General features: G+C 63.8%; 11 protein-coding genes. 7 read left to right on the top strand and 4 right to left on the bottom strand.

The window, feature by feature from the left end; translation table 11 throughout:
* The first annotated feature begins 57 nt into the window (after positions 1 to 57).
* Positions 58 to 1,047 carry an NAD-dependent epimerase/dehydratase family protein gene (locus NDK18_RS18455; RefSeq protein ID WP_250628624.1) on the top strand — a complete coding sequence of 330 codons (990 nt, stop codon included), beginning with the start codon at positions 58 to 60 and terminating at the stop codon, positions 1,045 to 1,047.
* Here the strand turns inward: NDK18_RS18455 and NDK18_RS18450 are convergent.
* The gene (locus tag NDK18_RS18450; RefSeq protein WP_250628623.1) at positions 1,041 to 1,715 is read right to left on the bottom strand and encodes an NADPH-dependent FMN reductase; all 675 of its coding nucleotides are present in this window, start codon (positions 1,713 to 1,715) and stop codon (positions 1,041 to 1,043) included. The two genes, NDK18_RS18455 and NDK18_RS18450, sit on opposite strands and share 7 nt — an antisense overlap.
* Between NDK18_RS18450 and NDK18_RS18445 the strand changes: the two genes are divergently transcribed.
* The 3 genes from NDK18_RS18445 (at position 1,702) to pbpC (ending at position 9,995) form a co-directional block, all read left to right on the top strand.
* Entirely contained in the window at positions 1,702 to 2,508 is an 807-nt protein-coding gene (locus tag NDK18_RS18445) for an MBL fold metallo-hydrolase (RefSeq protein WP_250628622.1), read from the top strand. The genes NDK18_RS18450 and NDK18_RS18445 overlap by 14 nt on opposite strands.
* Before the next feature lie 147 nt (positions 2,509 to 2,655).
* Entirely contained in the window at positions 2,656 to 7,650 is a 4,995-nt protein-coding gene (locus NDK18_RS18440) for an alpha-2-macroglobulin family protein (RefSeq protein WP_250628621.1), read from the top strand.
* A gap of 23 nt (positions 7,651 to 7,673) precedes the next feature.
* On the top strand, positions 7,674 to 9,995 hold the full coding sequence (gene pbpC, locus NDK18_RS18435; protein ID WP_250628620.1) for a penicillin-binding protein 1C: 2,322 nt from the start codon (positions 7,674 to 7,676) through the stop codon (positions 9,993 to 9,995).
* Between the two features lie 34 nt (positions 9,996 to 10,029).
* On the opposite strand, the gene NDK18_RS18430 is transcribed toward pbpC, so the two are convergent.
* Both NDK18_RS18430 and NDK18_RS18425 read right to left on the bottom strand, forming a co-directional pair.
* Positions 10,030 to 11,532, bottom strand: a complete 1,503-nt coding sequence (locus NDK18_RS18430) for a CehA/McbA family metallohydrolase (RefSeq protein WP_250624331.1) — start codon at positions 11,530 to 11,532, stop codon at positions 10,030 to 10,032.
* Positions 11,533 to 11,534: 2 nt separating this feature from the next.
* Complete coding sequence (locus NDK18_RS18425; RefSeq protein WP_250628619.1) at positions 11,535 to 14,051, bottom strand: TonB-dependent receptor; 2,517 nt, start codon at positions 14,049 to 14,051, stop codon at positions 11,535 to 11,537.
* Positions 14,052 to 14,588: 537 nt separating this feature from the next.
* On the opposite strand from NDK18_RS18425, the gene NDK18_RS18420 reads away from it, so the two are divergent.
* Positions 14,589 to 17,870: a protease pro-enzyme activation domain-containing protein gene (locus NDK18_RS18420; protein ID WP_250628618.1), complete on the top strand. Its 3,282-nt coding sequence runs from the start codon at positions 14,589 to 14,591 to the stop codon at positions 17,868 to 17,870.
* A gap of 55 nt (positions 17,871 to 17,925) precedes the next feature.
* On the opposite strand, the gene NDK18_RS18415 is transcribed toward NDK18_RS18420, so the two are convergent.
* Positions 17,926 to 18,771 (bottom strand): energy transducer TonB, encoded by an 846-nt coding sequence (locus NDK18_RS18415; protein ID WP_250628617.1) that lies wholly within the window; start codon positions 18,769 to 18,771, stop codon positions 17,926 to 17,928.
* 162 nt (positions 18,772 to 18,933) lie between these two features.
* Between NDK18_RS18415 and NDK18_RS18410 the strand changes: the two genes are divergently transcribed.
* Positions 18,934 to 19,092 (top strand): hypothetical protein, encoded by a 159-nt coding sequence (locus NDK18_RS18410; protein ID WP_250628616.1) that lies wholly within the window; start codon positions 18,934 to 18,936, stop codon positions 19,090 to 19,092.
* Positions 19,093 to 19,233: 141 nt separating this feature from the next.
* Positions 19,234 to 21,204 carry a S1 family peptidase gene (locus tag NDK18_RS18405; RefSeq protein WP_250628615.1) on the top strand — a complete coding sequence of 657 codons (1,971 nt, stop codon included), beginning with the start codon at positions 19,234 to 19,236 and terminating at the stop codon, positions 21,202 to 21,204.
* Positions 21,205 to 21,255 lie beyond the last annotated feature (51 nt).

Genomic DNA, 21,255 nt, shown 5'->3' with positions numbered 1-21,255 from the left:
TTTATCTTCCAGCGTCGGATGGGCATCCTTTCCGGTCTGATAGTGGAGGGAACGAAGATGACGATCCTGGTGACTGGCAGCTCAGGCCACCTTGGCGAGGCGTTGATGCGCCGCCTTCGTGCGGAGGGCACCGCCGTTCGCGGCGTGGACATCAAGCCGTCCTCCTTCACCGATATCGTGGGATCCATCACCGATCCTGCCGTGGTGGAGCGCGCCATGGCCGGTGTTGCCGTGGTGTTCCATGTTGCCACGCTGCACAAGCCACATGTGGCAACGCATCCGCCGAGCGACTTTGTCGATACCAACATCAATGGCACGCTTGCGTTGCTTGAGCGCGCGGTGGCGAACAAGGTAAGTGCCTTTGTCTTCACCAGTACCACCAGTGCCTTCGGTGCGGCGCTCACGGCCGGGCAGGACGAGGCGGCGTGGATCACCGAGGACGTACATCCGGTTCCAAAGAATATCTATGGGGTGACCAAGGTTGCTGCCGAAGATATGTGCGAGCTCTACCACCGCAAGCGGGGTCTTCCGGTAGTGGTGCTGCGTACCTCCCGGTTCTTCCCCGAGGACGACGATGATCCTGCGAAGCGGGCGGCCTATGCACTGGCGAACATGCAGGCGATGGAGCTGCTGTACCGGCGCGTGGATATCGCCGACGTGGTCGATGCGCACCTGTTGGCTTCCACGCGTGCCCACGCCATTGGTTTTGATCGCTTCATCGTTTCGGCGACCACGCCTTTCAAGCGCGGAGAGGCCCGTATATTGCGGCACCACTTGCCCACGGCCGTTGCCGCCCACTTTCCCGCCGCTGCCACGTTGTTCGAGGCCCACGGTTGGCGCCTGCTCCAGGGTATCGACCGCGTGTATGACAACGCCCGTGCCAGGGAACTACTGGGGTGGAAGCCGAAGCATGATTTCGCCCACGCGCTGGACCAGCTCCGTGCCGGCGCGGATTTCCGTAGCGAGATGGCGATCGCCGTGGGCGTGAAGGGATATCACGACACGACGTTCGATGAGGGTCCGTATCCGGTGGACGCGCCTCATTGAATGGCGTTGCAAAACGTTGCCAGGGCCTTGCGAACCGGCTCGGCCAGGCGCGAATCTAAAACGATTGCGGCTGCATTCCAGGGCCTGCCAAGCAAGTCAAGGGTGATGCATGCATCATCTACGATACGGGCCGACATCGTACTTAGAACAAGCCGAAGCGCTGCCTGTGCATCACTGGCGCGTGGCGACGCGTTGAAGAGCATCACGGGCTTATCCGGGAACTGCGTGCTGCCAACCAGCCAGTCCAGCGCATTCTTGAACGTACCCGGTATGTTGCGGGCATATTCGGGGCAGGCGATGACCAGTCCATCGGCGTCGACGGCAGCCTGGACGAACGCCGCTACTTCAGGCGAAGGCGTGTCCGCGTGGTCGGGATTGAAGTGCGGCAGCGCGCCAAGCCCTTCAAAGACGGTGATTGCCACACCCTCGGGCGCCAGCAACGCCGCAGCACCGAGCAACGCCGTGTTCGTCGAGTTGGCCCGGAGGCTACCGGAGATCGCCAGGAGATTCAGTGCAGGGGGAATTTGCATCCGTAGGATTATGCATAGGACGTCGGGGGATTGGAATTTCCCCGCACCAGCACTGCGCTGACCTTTGGCACATGTCCTGAATGCGTACTGGTAGCAGATTCGACGCCAGCCAAGGGAGCTTTCGATGACGCCTTTCATCTGCATCACCTGCGGTACCCAGTACGAGCCTTCCGACGCTCCACCGGACGAGTGCCCGGTATGCGTGGACGAGCGGCAGTACGTGAACTGGGACGGACAACAGTGGGCCACCCACGCGGAACTGCAAGCGCAGAACAAGCTCCGCATCGAGGAAGACAACGGCGTCTTTGCCCTGAGCATGCCCGCCGGCTTCGCCATCCCCCAACGCGCGATGCATCTGCCTACCGACGCCGGGAATATCCTCTTCGAATGCGTGAGCATGGTGAACGACGAGGCGGTGCGAGCCTTGCACGCCCGCGGCGGGGTGGGCCGCATCATTATCTCGCACCCGCATTTCTATACGTCGATGGTGGAATGGAGCGAAGCGCTCGGTGGCGTTCCCATCCTGCTCAACGCTGCCGACCGCAAATGGGTAAAGCGATCCTCGCCACGCATCGAGTTCTGGGAAGGCGACCACCACGTGCTGTCGCCCGACGTCACGCTTATTCGCACGGGCGGGCATTTCCCTGGTTGCACGGCGCTGCACTGGAAAAACGGCCCGCGCCCAGGTGGCACGCTGTTCGCCGGCGACACACCCCAGGTGGTGTTCGACCGCCGGCACGTGACCTTCATGTACAGCTACCCGAACTACATGCCCATGAAGCCCTCCGACGTGCGCGCCATGCGCGAGCGCCTGGCCGGCTTCGAGTTCGAAGACGTCTATGGGTACACGTGGGGGCGGAACATCATCGGGGGCGCGCGTGCCGCCGTGGATGCTTCGTTCGATCGCTACCTGGCAGATATGGGTAGCTAGCTACCCCCCCCGATCTGTCCAACCCGCACCGGTCTGGCGGCCACTGTCCCCCCCCCCCAGGCCCCCCTGCGTCGATTCTTCCACCCCGGCGCCAGCAACTTGCCATAACCCCGTGGCAGAATTTGCTCCAGGCTCAAGGGGGACACCATGAAGACGATAGGGAAGGGCTCGCGTTCGCGCGCGTGGCTGGCAGGGATCTGTGTGCTTGTCGTGCTGGCCGTGATGGCTGGATGCGGCGGCCACGAGGGCGGCACGCCCGCATTGCAGTCGGCGGGCAAGCCCGCCGGCGCCTCGTCCCAGGCAGGCGCGGCAAAACAGCCTTTCGCCCTGCTTACCGCCGGGAGCCGGCCGACGGAGGGGCGCACGGCCATCGAGCTGCGCTTCAGTCGCACGCTTGCCTCGGCGCAATCCTTCGACAAGGAAATAGCCGTTACCGGCCCCCATGGCGAGGTGGTCAACGGCAGCTGGACGCTCCTGGACGATGGCCGGACCCTGCAATTTCCCTACGTTTCACCCAACCAGGCCTACGCCGTGGTGGTCCGTGCCGCTTTGCTTGCTGCCGACGGCAGCACACTGGGAGCCGATACCAAACGCGACGTAGCCGCTGGCAATCTACCCGAGGCCGTGGGCTTCGCCTCGATGGGCTCGGTGTTGCCTGCTCGCGGCACGCGCGGCTTGCCCGTGGTGTCGATGAACGTTGAAGACGCGGATATCGAGTTTTTCAAGGTGAGGGACGACGCGCTGTCGGACCTCTTCTGCGCCTATCCTCGCAATCAGCGCCGCTCCAACTACGAGCTGGAACATGACGCCTATAGCTGGGACACATGCGAGAAGGGCACGCGCGCAAAGGTTAGCCTTACCGCCATTGCCGATTCGGTGTATGCCAATCACTACACCCTCACCGGGCAGCCCAATGCCCGCTCGGTGAATTTCATTCCCGTACAGAACATCTCGCAGCTTTCCGACCCCGGCGTATACATGGCCGTGCTCAAGCGTGGTGGAACATTCAAGGATGGCTATGACACGTCCGTGTTCTTTGTCAGTGACCTCGGCCTGCATCTTCGCGTATATCGCGACAATGCACTCCTGCACGTAGCCTCGCTGGCCGATGGTTCGCCGGTGGCGGGCGTGGCGGTTACGATCGACAAGGACGACGGCTCGACACGCCTGAAAGCCACCACGGACAAGGATGGCAACGCCCTCATTGCCTACCAGGTAAACCCGTCCGATGTGCTGATCGCCCGTCACGGCAAGGATGTATCCGTACTGCCGTTCAACCGCCCGGCCCTGGATGTGTCCAACTTCGATATCACTGGCCGCCGCCAGGCGCCGTTCGAAGTGTTTGGCTGGTCTGGCCGCGACCTTTACCGACCGGGTGAAACGATGCGAGCCTCGGCCTTGCTGCGCGACTACGACGGCAAGCCGATGAAGCCGCAACCGCTTTTCGTGCGCCTGAAGCAGCCCGATGGCCGCACGCTCACCGACACGCGCCTGGAGCCGCGCGACCTCAACTACTTCGAGCTGAGGCAGGTGATCCCGGCCGACGCGCCCACGGGACTGTGGCAGCTGGAATTCCGGCTGGATCCGGCCAGCACGGACGCCGTGCAAGCCTTCCCCTTCCATGTGGAGGAATTCCTGCCCGAGCGGCTGAAGGTGGAGCTGAAGGGTCCGCAGCCGCGCCTGGCGCCAGGCGACAATCTGGAACTTCAGGTGGCGTCGAGCTACCTCTACGGCGCGCCCGCCGCGGGTAACCGCTTTACCGCGAAGCTTGCCATTCGCCCGGAAGTGCATCCACTGCCGAACCTGCCTGACACTTTCTTCGGCGACCCGTTGGTCGCCTTGCCCAAGGCCGCCGACGACATTATCGACCTGCCGCTGGACGACAAAGGCGAACTGAAGCAGGACATCGCGCTTCCCAACGACGTCAAGCCCGTCGCGCCATTGACGGTTGCCATCTCCGGCAGCGTGTTCGAGACCGGCGGCCGGGCCGTCACGCGCATGCTCAACAAGGTGTACTGGCCCGCGCCCATCCTGGTGGGTGTGCGTCCGCTGTTCGATCCGAAGCAGGGCGCGCCCAGCGAGGGCCAGGCGAGCTTCGAGGTCATGCGCGCGGACACTGGCGGAAAGCTGGTGGCCGGCTCGCACCTGAAGGTGCGCCTGCACCGTGAGCTGCATGATTTCTACTGGCTGTATGAGCATGGCGATGCATGGAAGTCGAACGCCAACGTGAACGTGGAGCTGATCGACGAACGTGATGTGGACGTAGCGGCGGGCCAACGGGTGAAGCTCGACTTTCCCGTGGAGTGGGGTGGCTATCGCGTTGAGGTGTACGACCCCGACACCCAGCTCACCACGGTATTCCCGTTCTTCGCCGGTTACAGCTGGGACGATGAAAACCTGGGCAAGGAAGCGCGCCCGGACAAGGTGAAACTGGCGCTGGACAAGGCCCGCTACCGCGCCGGCGACACCATGAAGGTGACGGTGACCCCGCCGCAGGATGGCCCGGGCATATTGTTGGTGGAGACCGATCATCTTCTCTATACGCGGAATATCGACGCCAAGGCCGGCGCCACCTTCGATATCCCGGTGACGAAGGATTGGGAGCGCCACGATGTGCATGTGGTGGCGCTGGTGTTCCGCGGCGGCGAGGCCACCGACAAGACCACGCCGGCACGTGCGATGGGCATCGAGCACGTGGCGATGGATCGCAACGACCGGCGCATCCCGCTGAAGCTCTCGGCGCCGGCGATGATGCGCCCTGGTAACACGCTGGACGTGACCGTGCAGGCCGATGGCCTTGCCGGCCAGCGGGCCTTCGTGACGTTGGCTGCCGTTGACCAGGGCGTGTTGAACATCACCGACTATCCCGTGCCCGACGCGTGGGCCTGGATGTTCGCCAAGCGTGCGATGGCGGTGGACGCCTACGACCTGTACAGCCGCGTGATCGAGGCGATGGATGGCGCCGTGGCCAAGCTGCGCTACGGTGGTGACATGAGTGGCAAGGGCCTTCCCCACGCCACGCGCCTGAACCCGAAAGTGAAGATCGTTGACCTTTTCGCCAACCCGGTACAGTTCGATGCCAGGGGCAAGGCGACATTGCACGTGGACGTGCCCGACTTCAATGGCAGCCTGCGTCTCTCGGCACTGGCTTACTCCGACGAGAAGTTTGGTAACGCCGATGGGAGCATCATCGTGCGCGCGCCGTTGGTGGTGGAACCCTCCACGCCGCGCGTGATGGCCGGCGGCGACAAGGCGCGCGTGAGCCTTGACTTGAAGAACCTCTCCGGCAAGGACGGCGTGGCCAAGGTGACCGTGAAGGTGGATGGCCTGGTCAAGGTGGAAAACGCCACGCGCAGCGTGCCGCTGAAGGACGGTGCGGGAACCACCCTGGTAATGCCGGTAACGGCAAGCCCAGGCGTGGCCGTGGCCACCGTGGACATCCATGCCGAACTCAACGACTACAAGGCAGATCGCCACTTCGAGTTCGCCGTGCGCAATGCCTGGCCCGAGGAAATCCGCAGCGTGCCCATGGCGCTGGAAGGTGGCAAGGCGGCCAAGCTCGATCCGTCGCTTGCGGCGGGCCTGGTGCCGGCGACGGTGCATGGCCAGGTGACGCTGAGCACACTGCCGCCACTGCCATACGGGTCGGCCTTGCGTACGCTTCTGAAGTACCCCTATGGATGCATCGAACAGACCACCAGCAAGGGCTACGCCGCGCTCTACATGGACGCCAAGACCGGCAAGGCCCTCGGTAGCACGGGCCTGGATGATGCTACGAGGCAGGCGGCTGTCTCCAGCGCCCTGGCCCGCATAGCTTCGTACCAGGCAGCCAACGGTCACTTCACCTTCTGGGGTGGCACCAGCCCGATCGAAACCAGCATGACGCCATACGTGGTGGACTTCATGCTCGATGCGCGCGACGCCGGCTTCGCCGTTCCGCAGGATGTGCTGCAGAAATCCCTGCAGGTCCTTAGTGACGACTTGCTGGCCGGTGGCCATCCCTATTACGGTTTCGAGCACCACGATCACCTGCGCATTGCCGAGGAAGCGTATGCCGGCTACGTGCTGGCCCGTGTCGGCCGCGCACCGCTGGGTACGTTGCGTGCCATCTTCGACAACGACCGCGACAAGCTGGTGGCCCCGTTGCCGCTGGCCCACCTGGCCGTGGCATTCAAGCTGCTCGGTGACATGGACCGCGCCCGCAAGGCGATGGATGAAGCCTTTGCCTGGACGAAGGAGCGGCCCTGGTACGTGGGCGATTACGGTTCGGACCTGCGCGACCTTGGCGTGATGGTGTCGCTGGCCCATACCTATGGACTGTCCACCCCGGCGTACGACGCCAAGCTGGTGGACTGGGCCCGCAATGCCACGGTGGATGTGCACCGTTCTGACGCGAAGACGCCGTATTACCACTTCTCGTGGTCGTACCTGAGTACCCAGGAACAGCTAGCCATCGCCCGTGTGGCGCATGCCTTCAATGCCGGCGACAACACGCCGCTGGCAGCGAGCCTGCAGTTGGGTGACAAGACCGAATCCGTGCCCGATGGCAGCTTTATCTGGACGCGGCGGGTCACGCCAGCTGAACTCGCCGGCGGCATCACCGTGCAACCGACGGGCAATGCCACCGTGTTTGCCACGCTGGACATCGGCGGTATCGGGCAGAAGGCCCCCGCGTCCGACGACAGCCAGGTGAAGGTCAGGCGCAGCTACTACACCACGGACGGCAAGGAATGGAAGGATTCCTCGCTGAAGGAAGGCGATACCCTGATCGTGGCGCTGACCATCGAGGCACGCCAGGACATGCCCGACGCCCTGGTGACCGACCTGTTGCCCGGCGGCCTGGAGGTGGAAAACCTCAACCTCAGCGGTGCCAGCCAGTGGGAAGGCGTGGTGATCGACGGCATCCGGATGGAAGAGCACGAAAGCGCTGCCGATATCGTGCACGAGGAGTATCGTGACGATCGCTATGCCGCCGCCTTGAAGTTGCGACGCGGTGAAGTGGCGCATGTGTTCTACCTGGTGCGCGCGGTGACGCCGGGGACGTATGTCGTGCCGGCGCCGCTGGTGGAGGACATGTACCGTCCGGCCATTCGTGGCATCGGCACGGTGGCGCCGGCACAGTTGACCGTGGGCGAGCCGTGATCCGGGGGAGGGCTCGCGGTGCATTGCGCGCCCTCCTGGTCGGCGGCGTGCTGTTGGTGGTGGCCGCGGTGGTGCTGGACCGGATATTCCCACTGCGGCTACCGCCCACCGATACCGGCAGCACCGTGGTGTTGGCGCGCGATGGCACACCGCTGCGCGCGTTCGCCGACACTGATGGCGTATGGCGTTATCCCACGTCCAGCCGCCAGGTATCGCCGCTCTACCTGCAGGCATTGTTGTCCTACGAGGACCGCTGGTTCTTCAAACATCCGGGCGTGAATCCGTACGCGCTGCTGCGTGGCGTCGGTGGCGTGTTCCGCTACGGGCACATGGTGTCTGGCGGCTCCACGCTGACGATGCAGGTTGCGCGCATCATCGAGCCGATCCCGCATACCGCCGGTGGAAAATGCATCCAGTTGTTCCGCGCGCTGCAACTGGAAGCGCACTTGTCCAAGACGCAGATCCTCGACCTGTATCTGAACCACGCACCCTTTGGCGGCCCGATCCAGGGCGTGGAAGCGGCGTCGTGGGCCTACCTTGGCAAGAGCGCCAGCCAGTTGTCGCACGCTGAGGCCGCGATGCTTGCCGTGCTGCCGCAGGCGCCGAGCGTGTTGCGGCCCGATCGGCACGCCAATGCCGCGCGGCATGCGCGCGACAAGGTGCTCGATCGCATGCAGTCATTGGGGGTCTGGTCGCCGGCGATCACCACCGATGCACGCATCGAGCCTGTGACCGCCCGCTCGTTGCGCTCACCGCTGGATGCCGCCCTGCTGGCCGAACGGCTGCATCAGCAACAGCCCGAGGCGCGGCGCATCGTCACGACCGTGGATGCATCGATGCAACGCGCGGTGGAGGACAAGGTCTCCGAATACCTTGCGCGCCTGCCACCGCGCACGTCGGCTGCGGTGCTTGTCGTGGATAACGCCACCCTGGAGGCGCGCGTCTACGTGGGTACGGCGTCGTTTGCCGATCCGCAACGCCTGGGCCACGTGGACATGGTACGTGCACCGCGTTCACCCGGATCCACCCTGAAGCCGTTTCTCTACGGGCTGGCGATGGACGACGGGCTGGTGACCTCTGAAAGCCTGCTGGTGGATGCCCCGCAAAGTTTCGGCAGCTACCGGCCGGCGAATTTCGACCAATCCTTTGCCGGGCCGGTAAGTGTGGCAGAGGCCCTGCAGCGTTCGCTCAATGTGCCGGCCGTGGACGTGCTCGACCGCCTGGGGCCGAACCGATTCGTTGCACGCCTCGCCAACGGCGGCGTGGAACTCGATATGGTTGGTGGTGCGGCTCCGAACCTTTCGGTGGTACTTGGCGGTGCGTCGACGCGGCTGGAAAGCCTCGTGGGCGCCTATACCGCGTTTGCCAAGAATGGCCTGGCGGGAGCCCCGCGCTATACCTTGCAGGCACCGTTGCAGCGTCGACGCCTGCTGTCGCCGGAAGCTGCCTGGATCATCCGAGAAATACTGTCGAATAATCCCGCCAACGTGGAAGGCGCGCCACTGGAAGGCAGTAGCGATGCCCACCAATCGCTGGCGTGGAAGACCGGTACCAGCTACGGCTACCGCGATGCATGGGCGATCGGGGTCACCGATGACTGGACGATCGGCGTATGGATCGGTCGACCGGACGGAACACCGTCCCCCGGTCAGTACGGTGCAGTGACAGCGCTTCCGCTGATGTTCGGCGTGTCTCGCATGCTTCCGGTGACCCATGCCCTGGCGCATGCGTCGCGGCCGATGGGCGTGCGCGCCATCGATGTCTGCTGGCCGTTGGGCGGTGCAGCCGCGAGCACGCCTTCGGGCCAATGCCGCCAGCGGCGCACGGCATGGACCATCAACGGCGTGCTGCCGCCCACCTTCGCCGAGCGTGACCTCACGGCATGGTCGAGCGGCGCAAGCACGCTGCGCGTTGACAACCAGAACCGGCGGCTGAGCGCCACCTGTCATGGCAAAGGCGAACACCGGGTGTCGTTGGCCCGCTGGCCCGCACTGAGCGTCGCGTGGCTGGATGCGGATGATGCCGCGGCCTCGGCCCTGCCGCCGCTGGCGCCGGGTTGCCTGCCCGATTCACTGGATGTCGTGAGCCCCATCCGCATCGCCGGCGTCGCCGATGGTGCCGTCCTGCGCCAGGCGCCCAACAGCGCGAACGCGTTGCGGGTTACCTTGCAAGCCATGGGGGCCTCGTCCGATGTGCAATGGTTGCTGGACGGTCGTCTGCAAGGCACCAGCATCGGTCGCGCTGACATGGTGATCACCCTGTTACAGCCAGGCGACCACCAGGTGACCGCGCTTACCCGCGAAGGCGCTTATGCACGCATCGCGTTGCACGTCACGGCGCGTTAGCGGGTGTGGTGATGGTGGCGGCTGCCCGGGCGTTTCAACGCTGCGGGCGGTTGAGATAAACCGGGTTGCCGAGCAATAGCAGCCGGCCGTCGTTTGCACGCGCCTCGGCGCGCAGCCAGTGTGGCTTGCCATCGCCCGGAATATGCGCGGTGGCGGTTGCCCCTGCCGCGGTGGCGTTGGCCAGCGGCTTGCCATCGAGCAGGACGATAAGCTTCGATCCAGCCGGTGCTTTCATGCTGGCTTGCACGCTTACATCGCTGCCACTGACTGCTTTGAGCTCATCGCCCATGCCGGCCTTGTCCGGGCCAACGGTGGCCTCCAGATCGATCATGCGGTCCGGCGTGCCTTCGGTATCGACGAAGACATGCCCGGCACGGATGCCTTCCAGGATCGCCGGCATCGACAATTCCGTAGCGTGCACGACGGTGGTCGGCGTGCCCACCGGGATGTCCGGCTCGGTAAGTATGGGTATCGCACGGTGGTTGTCGCTGCCGCCCACGGCGGTGGGACGGAAACCCTGCGCCAGCTGTTTCTCCCAGAAGGGAATACCAGAATCGGGTCGCACGGCGTCGGTGCCGTTCACCGCTTCGATGGCCTGTACAAGGTGCATGTCCACCGGCGGGTCGGGTGTCCAGCCGCAGCCCATGCAGTCCTCGCCGCTGGGACGGACGGCGTGGTTGATGGAGAGCACGCCATGCAGCGGTGCAACGCTCCTCAACAGTGCATTCCAGTCGGGAACGGTCTTGCTGCCCACGCGGAAGTCGACCGAGGTAGGCACGCCCCAAAGGTTGGCGTGGCCCTGGAAGGTGGTGAGCTCGCGGCCGGGAATGAGCAGCAGGTTGTCGAAGTAGGGCTGCAGCTCGCGCATGTCGCTCAGGTGCGATGACGTGTTGTGGTCGGTGATGGCGATGAAGTCGAGCTTGCGCTTCGCCGCCGCTTCCACGGTAAGGAATAGCGGGCAGGGCACCTTCACGTGGTTACCCTGGCTCAGGCAGCTGCCGTCGCTGTGCGCGGTATGCATGTGCAGGTCGCCGCGATACCAGCCCGGTTCTTTGCGTAGCGGCGGGTTCAGGGCATCAGGCCCCCACGCGGTGGCTGCATCGCGCGAGAACCACACCTTTGCCGTGTAGCTGGCATGTGCATTGGCGCGGATGTTGGGTATGCCCAGCAGCAGCGTCCACTTGCCCGGGCGGATGGCCCCGGGCAAAAAGGCGGCCGTGGCATCGCTGGCCGAGACGGTGAATACCTTCTTGGAGCCGCCTGCCCAGCCGCGGAAGCCGTCCTGGCCCTTGAAGCCATCCGGGCCCAGCAAGCCCAGGTCGATGGTGGTGTGGTCTTCCTTGCCCGTGGCCTCGAAGGCGATGGTGATACGGGTGACACCGGCGGGAACGTCGAAGGTGACGTTCTTATAGGTGTGGTTGTCCCGGCCTGTGATTTCCCCGTGCAGGGTAAGGTCGCTCTTGTCCTCGGCCCTGGCGGGCAGGGGAGCAAGCAGCAATCCGGTCACCAGGGCAAAAGCTGCGATTGGAAGGTTCATGGTCAGAAACGATACATGGCGGCGAGGCGGAAACTGCGACCCAGCAACGGACGGGCGATGAATGTATTGGCGCCCGCATCGCTGCTCGACAGCTCGCCGGCACGCGGATTGCCTTCGGTCAGGCCGAGCGAGTTGTTCAGGTTATCAGCATAGAAGAAGAACGACAGGGCCGGCGTCCAGTCGTAGCGGGCACTGAAGCCCACCGTCTTGTACGAGGGCAACACCACGGAGTTGGCGGTATCGACGAAGCGCTTGCCTTCGTATTCGTAAGACACCTGCAGGCGCAGTCGGCCGTCGAGCAGGTTCACGCCCGGCACGATGCGGTAGCTCACCTTGGGCACGCGGATCAACTGGTCGTCCTCGTAGTCGCGCAGCACCGGTGCACCAGCCACGACTTCCGTGTAACGCAAGCCCTTGTACTTCGGCTGCTGCAGGGTAGCGTTGAATTGCACGTCGAACATCTTGCTGGGATAGAGCGTGCCTTCCAGTTCCATGCCGTAGGTCTTGGTATCGGCATAGCCCGTCTGCGCAGTGGAAGCCTGGGAATTGGGGTTGAACACGTAGTTGCTGAACTGCACGTCGTTGTACTTGGTGCCGAAGGCCGTGGCGTAGAGGTCCACAAAACGATCGCTGTACTTGTAGCCTGCCTCACTCAGCTTCATCGTCTGGATGATCGGCACGGCCGTGGGGCTGGTGATGTACGAGCTCAACGACGGCAGGCGGAAGGTCGAGGTGTAGCGGGCAAAGACGCCCTGGTGATCGTCGAACTGGTAATTGGCGCCGAGCGTCCAGCCAAGCTTGTGGAAGCTGTTGTCGTAGTGCGCGTAGTTGCCGGTACCCGTGGAGATGTTCGAATCGGCCAGGGTGCCCAGATTCACGGTCGTCTTCAGTTCCGTGTAGCCCTGGGTGTTCACCTTCTCCCGGCGCGCGCCGCCGTCGATACGCAGCTTATCCGTGACCTGCCACTCGTCAGATACATAGAACGCATTGGTGGAGGACCGTCCGCTGGCATGCTCCCACTCGTAGCCATTGCGGTAGATGCCGTCCTCGGTGAGCGTGCCCACCGGTGAGCCGGCGCCATTGAGTGCGACGAGGTCGAGCAGCCGGGCATTATTCTGTGCATCGAGCAATACCGTGGAGGAATAACGGTCGAAGCGCTGGGTGAAGTTGGCCAGGTAGTAACCCAGGCTGATGTCGTGCGTTTGGTCGCCGAACTCGAACTTGCGCAGCAGGCGCGTGTCGTTGATCAGCTCATTCACCGGCATCGTCACGCCGCGTGCGCCGCCGAGTATTACCAGGCCGTTGCCGTTCTGGTTGGCGGTATCGAACACCTGGCCATTGTCGTGGTAGCGGAACTGCAGTGCGGTGGCGCCCGGGTAACCGGCAAGCTGCTTGAGGTTGTTCGGGTCGGTAAGGAAGGAGCTGGCGCTTTGCACGGCGTTGGGGAACACGCCGTTGCGCGTGGTGTCGGTATCGCTGTAGCGAAGGCTCTCGGCAAGCTTCCAGTCGTCGCCGAGGTCCAGGTTGAACTTGGCCGTGTACTGTGTGCGCTTTACGTGGGTGCCTTCGCTGTTGTCGAAGTCGTACGGGCTGCCATCGCCTTCGCGCAACACCAGGTGCTCGGTCTCGGGGCCGGCCAGGGTGCCGTAATTGCCGTTGAAGCCAGGCACGGCGCGGATGTCGCCGTTGCTGTTGGTGCGCATGGGGATGCCCAGGTACAGCGCCACCTTGTCGTCCAGGTGCTTGACGTCGAAGCTGAAGTCGCCGCCTTCGAATTCCTTCGACAGCACGGCGCGCAGCTGGCCGCCCTTGTCGGCGTCGAAGCCGGTGCGGCGAATGCCGTCGTCCACGCGCCAGAAGCCGCCAACGCCGAGCTTCCAGCCCTGGCCCACCGGTGTGCCGTACCAGAAGTCAGCGCGGTTCAGGCCGTAGTTGCCCACGGTGTACTTGATCAGGCCTTCGGGGGTGTCGCCGACCTTGCGCGGGATGAAGTTGATGGCGCCCGCCGGTGCATTGGAATAGAACACCGACGACGGGCCGCCGCGTACCACTTCGATGCGCTCGATCGTCTCGTCCAGGCGGAAGGCCTGGTCGGCGTTGAGATAGCCCAGCGCCGGGTCGTGCTGCACGGGGATGCCGTCTTCGAGCAGGTTTACCGAGCCGTAGCCATCGACGGGAATACCGCGGGCCCGAATGTTGCCGCTGGCCTCGCCGCCGGAGGCTTCCACCCAGAAACCGGGTACCGATTTCATCGCCTCGGTGACGCTGGTGGGCGCCTGCATGCGCAGGCGGTCTTCGTCGATGGTGGTGACGGAATAACTCGTCTCCGCCTTGGTGCGGGTGTCCACGCCCGAGCGCGCGGTAACCACGACATTCTCAAGCGAAGTGGCTTTCTTCTCGGGGGTTGCTTGGTTGTCGGGTGTGGTTGTCTGGTCTTGCGCGAAGGCTGGAAGGGCGAGTGCGCCCACGGCGACGAACAGGGCGACGCGCACGGCGCGGCGCAGGATCATAGAAGACATAACTGTGGACGACTCCGGTAGGGAACGAAGACGGCAACGGGAGGGTTCGCGCTGTGGGGACAGCGCTTACTGAGGTTCATTTGCGCCGCGGCACCCTCCCGGGCTCGCAAGTTCATCAACGTAAGAAATTCACATGACGCAGCCGCGCCAGCGGCGTGACCATTAAGTTTCAATCGTGATAAACCGCACGAAACGGCACATTAGGTCATCGTTCAACCATTTTTTGAGTAACAGTTCGCAAGAAAACTCGATGCAGTGCAACACAGCACTAGGGGTCAGAGTCATAGCAAACCACGGCGTCACTATGACTCTGACCCCTAGTGGTTGAGGGATGCGGGAGCTGGTGACGCAAGAATTTGCATCCATGACCATCGTCATGTTTGGACGTCTAAACGTTCAAGTGAGAACTGGCTCATGTTTCTGTCGCGGGAACGGCGGATAGTGCGATGCACTGAACGCCGCGTGCTTGCGATGACAGGGGGAGCCTTACGCGCCGGCTCAGGTGTTGTAACCATCCAACGCTTAGGGAGATCCTCCATGTCACGCAGGGCAAGCACCTGGCTCGCGATAGCGGGCCTGACGGCAAGTTGCGCGCTGATTCCGGCGACGCAGGCAAAGACGTTCGACGACACCACGCATGCATTGGCTAAAGCGGCAAGTCCGCAACTCACCAAGAGCATCGACAACACCAGCCTGGCCCGTGTGGCAGGTTCCGTGCCCCGCCAGGCACTGGCGAAATACGACCAGGGTGCGCTGCCGGCCAGCCAGCCGATCAACAACATCACCCTGGTACTAAAGCGCAGCGACGATCGGGAGAAGGCCTTCCGAAGCTACCTGCACGACCTCAATAACCCCGCCTCGCCGAATTTCCACCACTGGCTGACCGAAGAGCAGATCGGCAAGATGTTCGGGCCGGCACCGGAGGACGTGTCGAAGGTGACGCAATGGTTGTCCTCGCAGGGCCTGAAGGTGACCAAGGCCACGCCTGACCACATGATGGTGTTCTTCTCAGGCACCCCGGCCACATTGAACAAGGCCTTCCATACCAGCCTGCACAAGTACATCGTGGACGGTGAGGTGCATTTCGCCAACAGTTCCGAGCAGCAGATCCCGGCTGCGCTCGCTCCGGTAGTGCAGGGCGTGGCGTCGCTGCATAACTTCTTTCCCAAGCCGCAGCACACGGCAATCGGCAAGCTGGCGCTGAACCGGAAGACCGGTAAATGGGGTGCGGCGGCATCGAAGGTCGCCCCGCAATTCACGGTGCCACCGGGCACGGTGGACCCGAACATCACCTATGACATGGTGCCGGCGGACTTCAACGAGGTCTACAACGTGAACGGCCTTTGGGGCCGTGGCACTCCCGTCCGCGGCGCCGGCCAGACGGTGGCCGTGCTCGAGCGCACCAACGTGCAGCCTCAGGACGTGGCGAACTTCCGCAAGGCTTTCCTGCCCGCCGACGCGACGGGCGTAGTGGCGTACGTGCACCCGGGCGATGGCCAGGGCGACGTGTGCGCCGATCCGGGGATCAACGGGGACGAGGGCGAAGCAGCGCTCGACGCCGAGTGGGCTGGTGCGGCCGCTCCCGATGCGAACATCCTGCTGGCGTCGTGCGCCGACAACGTAAGCGCCCTGGGCGCCACGTTCGGTCCCTTCACTGCTGCAGCCGAGTTACTCGGCGGCACCGGCCAGGGCGGTTTACCGGCACCGACCATCTGGAGCCTGAGCTACGGTTCGTGCGAGATGGCCGACGAAGGCGATGCCGGCCTGGCTGACATCTTCTGGTCCGAGGCCGCGGCCGAAGGCGTGACGGTGTTCGTCTCCACCGGTGACGGCGGCTCCACCCAATGCGATCAGGGCGGTTTGTTTGCCTCGCAGGGTGGTGCGGAAGTCAACGGCATGGCAGCGTCCACTTCGGCCGTGGCCGTGGGCGGTACCGACTTCAATGACCGCGATCACATCGCTGATTACTGGACCAGCAGCAACCTGCCGCTGTTCCAGTCGGCGATCAGCTATATCCCAGAGATGACCTGGAACAACAGCTGCGCTTCCAGCCACCTGTACACGCTGCTGGGCTACTCCGACGGCGTGACCGCCTGCAATGACAGCGTCGGCCGCGGCCAGGACTTCCTGCAGATAGGCGGTGGTGGTGGTGGTGCCAGTACGCTGTTCGCCCAGCCCGAGTCGCAAGTGGGCATCTATGGTTCGTTCAACCACACCTCGCGCACGTTGCCTGATATTTCCCTGTTCTCGGCGAACGGGATTTTCAGCCATGCCCTGGTGTTCTGCATGTCCGACACCAACGAGGGAGGCGTAGCCTGCGACTTCAGCAATCCGGACAACGTGTTTGCCAACAGCGCCGGTGGTACGTCTTTCGCGGCACCGGCCATGGCTGGCGTGCAGGCCCTGGTGAATCAGGTCGCCGGCGAGCGCAGCGGCAACATGCTGCCGGCCATCTACACGATTGCCGCGCGTGAATTCGGCACCGTGGGATCACCCAATGCGAAGGAAGTGACCGATTGCAACTCCACCAACGGTGTGGGCGTGGGCAGTGCCTGCGTGTTCAACAACGTCACCGAAGGCGACATCGTGCAGCCCTGCTGGTCCGGATCGGTCAACTGCGATAGCGGCCGGAACCTCGGCAACAGCTTCGGCATCGTCGATGGCGGCAATCCCACCACGCAGAAGCTGGTGCCGGCTTGGAAGACCAACCCGGGCTATAGCCTTGCCACGGGTTTAGGTTCGATCAATGCGGCCAACTTCGCCGACGCGGTGGCAGCTTACGGGGCGCCGTTCAAGCGCGGCTACACCGTGCCGTACGATTTCCTCTCGCTGGGAGATATCTTTACCAACGATGGATATAGCGATGTGATCACGGTGGATCCGGTGAAGGGCCAGCTGCGCAGCATCGCCATGAAGGGCGCCGTGGAGCTTTACGAGGTAACGCAAGCGGTGGATGTGGGCGCCTCGGTTGGTGCGGTGGGTGATTTCGTGCCGGGCCTGGACGTGCTGTCGCTGAAGTCCGGCGAAGTGGTACTGGTGGAGCCGGACAACCGCCTGCACGTGTGGGTGTCCACCGCCAATGGCGGCTTCTTCCCATTCACCGTGTCCAACCCCGTCCCCACGACGTGGAAGCTGATCGGTGGCGGCGTCAACGACGCCAGCGGCAACCAGAAGCTGTTGTTCTTCGATACCCAGAGTTCGCAGCTGTACTGGTGGACGCTGGATCTTGACCAGACCACGTTGAACGACATCATCGTGACCAATGTGTCCGCACCCGTGGACGGCATCGAAGGCGCCACGCCAACGCTCGCCGACGCCAATGGCGATGGCTACAGCGACATCGTCTGGACGACCTCCAGCGATAACAGCGTCAATCTGTGGATCAGCGACCAGCAGGGCGGCTTCGTCACGCATCGCCTGGCTGACCATCCGGCGGGCTTCTCGCTGTTCGGCACGGCCGATGTCAATGGCGACGGCACCACGGACCTCATCTGGTCGAACACCGCCACCAGCCAGGTGTCCTGGTGGACATTGAGCGGGTTCAAGGTGGTTGCGCAGAAAGCCAAGGCCGTGCCTGCAGGGCTTACCCTGGTGTCGATCGCCGACTACGACGGTGATGGCGTGGCGGACCTCTTGTTCCTGAACGCGAACGGCAAACTGGTCGACTGGCAGGGTACGGGCACGAACTTCCAGTCCACCAAGGTCGCCGACGCCTACGGCAAGGCGGTGGTGGTGCCGGCGGGGCAGGTCGTGCAGGCAGGTCGTATCCAGGGAGGCAGGCGCCTGGCGGCGCCCAGCAGCATCAGCGCGTCGCGCTAAGACCAAAAAAAGAGGCCGGCAATGCCGGCCTCTTTTTCACCATGAATTCATGGCCTCAGCTCAGCGGCGTCAGCAGCTTGATGCCGCTGCCCACCAGCTGCAATCCGTCTTCGGGGATGGTGTCGTTGCCGCGCTCGAATTCATCGGCCAGTTCGCCGTTCTTGGGCACCCAGTCGATCTTTTCCTTCGGGCCCGGGACATAGACCAGCCACTTGCCATACCCGGGTGCGTGCATGCCGCTGCCGTTGAGGTTGAACTGGACGGGTACCCACGCATACCACGCGTCCTTGTCCACGTCCGACCCCTTGGTGGGCGGGGTGAACTTCCAACTGCGCACGCGACGCAGGCAGGCGTCTGCCAGGATGTCGCGGAACATCCGCATTTCCGATTCCGTCCCCACCGATCCAAGGTTCACTCTTTCGGCCGCGGCATTGGCGACGTTACCGTTGCGATCGATCTTCACCAACAGGATCACCGTGCCGGTCACCCTCGCAGCCACTGCGGCCGGCGGGTATTTGGGCGGCGACCGTTCCTTGAACCATAGCTGGCCGTCCTGGTGCTCGTCGCCGAAGCTCGCACCGGCGATCGCCACGGTGAAATTCCCGTCATCGGTAGGGCGGGTGACGAAGCGCAGGCGCATCTTCGAAGTGGCGTTCACGGCCTGGCCATCGACCTTGACCGGTGCGAAGCGCCAATGCGGCAACGCCTGTGAGGCCAGCGATTTCACCACGTCGGGCAGGTCGTTGGGCCGGTCCAGGGTAAAGCCACTGACCTCGCCACCCTTGGTGACCTGGATATCCCCCGTCACCACCATGCTGCCTTCGATGTCCTTGCGGACGGGAGCCGCCGCCGACAGGGCCGGCAGCAGCGCGCACAGTGCAGCCAGAATAAAGCGCTTCATCCTTGTACCCCTCCTTTGGAAGCCGGCCCGGGCGGCCAGGCCCAGGCATTATGCCGTGTGCCCGCGGGGGGTGGGTGGGCGGCCTGAACGCCCCCTTTTAAGGCCTTGCGCCTATGCCTTCCGGGCCTTGCGGCGCCCCAGCCGCGGGCGTCTAATACAGCCATGGCCACCCTTCACGCCATTGCCAACCGTACCGCCGCCGCCTTCCGCGGTTTGGGGAGGGTTGCGCTGATCGTGCTGGTTTGGGCGCTGGTCGCAGGCATGGCCACCATGGGTGGTTTCGCCTCGATCATGTTCGCGCCGCTGCGCGCCCTCCAGTAATCCCCCTTCGCAAGGAATTTCGACCCTGGCACGAAAACGTGCCGGCTTACCCCCGTGCGCGCGCCGTCGTATAAATGGCGCCGAAAGCCGCCTACCGGGGAAGGCGCAAGGTCGACCCGGCCACCAGCCAAAGGGACAAGCATGAGTTTGAATGGATATGTGCGCCACCTGGCTTCGGCCGCGTTCCTTTCCTTCATGGCCCCGGCCATGGCCGTCACGCTCGACGCAAGTCAACTGCCCAAGGTGCAGGCGGCTACGTTCGAAGTAGTGGTGCCCAAGGCCGAGAACCCGAAGATCACCTACGACCGGCCGCTGCCGCTCGATGCATTGCCGTTCCAGGTGCGCAACGACAAGTACAACTCCATCGGTACCGCCTTCGCCATCGGCCAGAATCGTTACGTGACGGCATCGCACGTGGCGCAGCTGGGTATCGGCGGCCTGTTCGGCAAGCCCCTGCTGCGCGACGCGCAGGGCAAGGTGTACGCCATCGACAAGGTGCTGCAGTACTCCCTTGGCGAGGATTTCATGGTGTTCTCGCTCGTCGACGGTCCAAACGTGGCGCCGCTGAAACCCGATCGCGGCTCGCACCTGAATGAGGTGGTGTACGCGGTGGGCAATGCGCTCGGCACGGGCGTGGTCGTGCGCGATGGCCTGTATACGTCCAATACGCCCGAGGAACAGGATGGCCGCTGGCGCTGGATCCGTTTTTCCGCAGCGGCATCGCCGGGCAACAGCGGCGGCCCGCTGCTGGACAAGGATGGCGATGTGATCGGCGTGGTGTTGCGCAAGTCGCCCAACGAGAACCTCAACTTCGCCTTGCCCATCGAGCGCGTGCTCGACGCGTCCACCAGGGTTTCCGAATCGAACGAGCGATCGACCACCCGCCCGGAATTCATGGACGCCACGCAAACCGGCGCGATGCACATGCTCTTCGACCTGCCGATGGGCTTCGACGATTTCGCCGCCAGCTGGCAGAAGCAGGATGACGCCTTCGCTGACCAGCAATGGCTGGCGCTGATGGCGCGGGAAGACGCCAAGGTATTCCCCAAGGGCGATGGCAGCCACGCCGTCCTGTCGAGCACCGCGCCGATCAACTCGTACCCTGAGGCCCTGCATCGCAACCCGAACGGTACCTGGGAGCGATTCATGCCCCAGCACCACAAGAACAACACCGTCAGCAATGGCTATATGGATGTCGGCATCGCGGGCGGCAATGTGCTTTTCCATTTCCGCAAGCCCGACGGCGTGTCGCTGGCGTCGCTGGTGGCCGATCCCAAGGCGATGATGGACGAAATGCTCAAGGGCACCCAGCTCACCCGCAGCGTGGGCGAGGAGAAGGTCCGCATTACGTCACTGGGGCCGCCGGCATCGGACACGATATTCGTCGATCGCTGGCAGCGTCGTTGGCAGCGCCGCGAGTTCGACTTGCCCTTCATCGATGTCGGCGTGCTGGTGTACACCTTGCCCGTGCCGGACGGATTCGTCGGAATCCTGCGTTACATCCCCGCGCAGCAGTTGCATGTGGCGCGTATCCAGGTGGAAGGTGCAGCCAACTTCGTCTCGGCCAGCTATATCGGCAGCCTCGACGACTGGCAGCAGTTCATGAAGCTCACGGCGTGGCTACCGGCACCCGTGGCGGCGTCCAGGGTGGACATCGATTACGGCAAGCATTTCGCCTTTGCCTCGCCCGCGTTCTCGTTGGCGTTCGATACGGACGTGCAGCGCATCGAACCCACCGGCAACTTCGCCCTGCCGTTCTCGTTCATCGACCGCGGCGATGAGGTAAAGCTGGATATCTCCGGGATATCCGTGCGCCAGGACGTGAACAAGACGGCCGATGTCCGCATCAACCGCCACCCCAAGCCGTTCCCCGATGCACCGGATCATTCCCAGGCCGCATGGAACCAGGTGCTCAAGCATGAGCATCCCCAGGACGGTATGCCTTTCAAGAAGGACGACACCACCTGGGCTGGCGTGGTGGCCGGTACGCCCGCGGCCGACCCCAAGGCGCTGTATACGCTGTTCTATGGCGACGACGGCAGCCCGCCGGATGCGACCATGAAAGACAAGCTCGACAAGCTGGCGAAGGGTGCGACCATCAACGAGCATTGACCCAGGGACGACGAGTTTCCTGCGGCTATCGACAGCGGCGGAAAATGACGT

It is taken from the genome of Pinirhizobacter soli, assembly GCF_015905305.1.
GTDB lineage: Bacteria > Pseudomonadota > Gammaproteobacteria > Xanthomonadales > Rhodanobacteraceae > Pinirhizobacter > Pinirhizobacter soli.
Note: the sequence above shows the minus strand (reverse complement) of the source record. Positions and strands in the feature narration are given on the sequence as shown.